Here is a 2,740-nt window from a genome sequence, read left to right as displayed (position 1 = left end):
ACCCACGAATGACGGTTAAACAACTTGTCAAAGAACCGCTGACGATCCATGACTATCGAGTCGGCGAACAGAATGAGGCTGTCAATGAGACACTTGAACGGGTCGGACTGACGCCGGCAGAGCACTATCTCGAGTCGTACCCAAGCGAACTTTCCGGAGGACAACGCCAACGAGTTTCTTTGGCCCGCGCACTGGTCATCGACCCTGACTTTCTCATATGTGACGAACCCGTCTCAATGCTCGACGTATCGCTGCAAGCAGAGGTACTAAACCTTCTCCGTGAGCTTGCCAATACAGAAAGCATCGGCGTATTGTATATTTCTCATGATCTCGCCAGCCTCATGCATATCGCTGACCGTCTAGCGGTCATGTACCTCGGTCGGTTTGTCGAACGTGGGAGAATTAACCGTGTTCTCAACAGACCGAAACATCCGTACACGGAGGCATTGCTCGCTGCAATCCCTGAGATGGATCCACGGGGCACCCGTGACCGTGTCGCGTTGGAAGGAGAGCCAGCCAACCCTGTAAACCGAACAACCGGCTGTCGATTCGTCTCACGCTGTCCGAAGTCGACTGACCGGTGTCACAGTGAAGAGCCTGAACTTGATACTTGGACCGGCAAGAGTCACGAGGCAGCATGTTTCCATCCCAGTGAAGAATCTATCAAGAATAACGAGAGATAATTTAACCACCCGAATAAATATAATTGAGACACCAATTAAATAAAAGATTTTTTTAAACTAGTGGAGCTGGTCGCTAACCCGGTATGAGTGAGCGTATATAGAATCAGGAACACGCTCGATCCTATTGAGAACATTTCATTATCCGGGATAAAACTTTCTTCGAATACAAGAGCACCGCCGTATTTGAGATCCCAAGCAGCTTTATCAATAGACGTCATGCTATCGACTTAGTGAGGTGATGTGCGACGACACGACACATCACCACCGACGCCTGTGACATCGGGAAACGCCATGGTTGCCGTCGCAACCTTTATTAAACCAGTGCCAATTCTGACAACATAACCGGTTCTATTCTTGGACAACACACATTGGTTGACATTGCCGTCTTCCACATATACCTGACTACGCAATTAAATATTGAGTTGATAAGCGAACGATCATCGCTGATTGTTTTGGCTGTTTCTTTTTCGACACCCTGGTGTGAAACCAGGTGCCGAAATCGTTCAGGTAGCTATGGATTTTTTATTCTATACCACAATGTAGGTGCATGCTGACACGTTCACTACTGTTCTGCCCCGGCGACGAGCGAGAGATGATGAAGAAAGCGGTCGAATCGGGAGCCGACGCGGTCATATTCGATCTTGAAGATGCTGTCGCACCAGCCGCACACAGGGAGGCTCACCGAGAGACCAGCGAATTTATTAAGACACTAGACGACCCCGACCCGTCGATCAGTGTCCGGATCAATCCTCTCAATCGTGGCGGGCGTCAAGATATCAATGCTGTCGTCCAAAACGCAGGATCTCTTCCTAATAGTGTTGTTCTCCCGAAGTCCGACAGTGCTGAGTCGGTCGAAACCCTATCAAGTCATCTCAGTAGTGTGGATGCAGAGTCGGTCGATATTATCCCACTTATCGAGACAGCGGACGGACTGATGTCGGCAGAGGAAATAGCGACTGCGCCAGGCGTCGTCGCAATCGCCTATGGAGACCAGGATTACACAGCTGATGTCGGGGCAACAGTCACCGACGAGAAAGTTGAGTCATTATTTTCTCGTCAACGGATTGTAGCTACAGCAGAAGCGGCCGGCATCGACGCATTAGACACCGTATATACCAGTATCGACGACGCTGACGGACTCCAAAAACAGGTGGAAATGATAATTACTTTTGGGTTCGACGGTAAGCTGGCGATTCACCCGACTCAAGTCGATGTAATTAATGATGCGTTCACGCCAAATTTAGACGAAATCGAATGGGCAGAGACAGTAATTGAGGGTCAGAGGCAGGCAATCGAGGCGGAAACCGGCGTGTTTACTGTCGACGGACAGATGATCGATCCCCCACTTATTGAGCGAGCGCGGACGATTCTTGATCGGGCGACCGCCGCAGGGATTCGCTGACCAGTTCTACATCTGTGCAGACACCGGGCTCTTGCATACCTCAGCTGCCTGAGCTCGATTTGGGTCAGGTGTAGCAGACGTCAATATCCACCAGATATCATCCGCTATATAAAAGATGAATCTGATTGCCCTCGTTCGGCAATATACTATTGTTCTCTAAAAAAGTAGACAAAATATGCCTGATAACGAAACAGAGAACAGTTGTACTGTATCAAATGGATCGGTACCAGTCCCCGATCTTGACCCACTGTTCGATCCAGAATCGGTTGCAGTCATCGGTGCGAGTCCCGACTCATTTTATTCCGGCAATCTAGTGAAAAATCTACTTGATTATGGGTTCGATGGAACGCTCTATCCGGTTAATCCTAATCGCGATAATGTCTGGAATCGCCGGTGTTACGACGATATCGAAGCCATTCCGCAGACAGTCGACTTGGTGGTCGTTAGTGTCCCACGAAAGCATGTCGTTGATATCATCGAGTCGGCAGGCGAACGTGGTGTCCCTGTCGCTCTTGTTCTGACTGCGGGATTCGCGGAGGCAGACGAAACAGGGGTCGAGTTAGAGGGACAATTGGCGGTCGCGGCGAACGAGACTGGTATCCGTGTTGTCGGACCGAACTGTATCGGTGTGATGTCCAGTGAGGGGGCTACACTA

The 2,740-nt window shown here is 49.9% G+C and carries 3 protein-coding genes; all 3 read left to right on the top strand.

All coding sequences use genetic code 11. From position 1 onward, the window contains the following. Nucleotides 1-683: ABC transporter ATP-binding protein (locus J07HQW2_RS03245; RefSeq protein WP_021053896.1), on the top strand; the 683-nt coding region annotated here is incomplete at its 5' end. A 547-nt stretch (nucleotides 684-1,230) separates the two neighbouring features. Continuing rightward, nucleotides 1,231-2,085, top strand: a complete 855-nt coding sequence (locus J07HQW2_RS03240) for an HpcH/HpaI aldolase/citrate lyase family protein (protein WP_021053895.1) — start codon at nucleotides 1,231-1,233, stop codon at nucleotides 2,083-2,085. Nucleotides 2,086-2,260: 175 nt separating this feature from the next. Then, on the top strand, nucleotides 2,261-2,740 hold a 480-nt coding region (locus tag J07HQW2_RS03235; RefSeq protein WP_021053894.1), incomplete at its 3' end, for a CoA-binding protein.

Origin of the sequence: Haloquadratum walsbyi J07HQW2, assembly GCF_000415985.1 — an archaeon.
Lineage (GTDB): Archaea > Halobacteriota > Halobacteria > Halobacteriales > Haloferacaceae > Haloquadratum > Haloquadratum walsbyi_B.
This window is presented reverse-complemented; position numbering and strand designations above follow the sequence as displayed.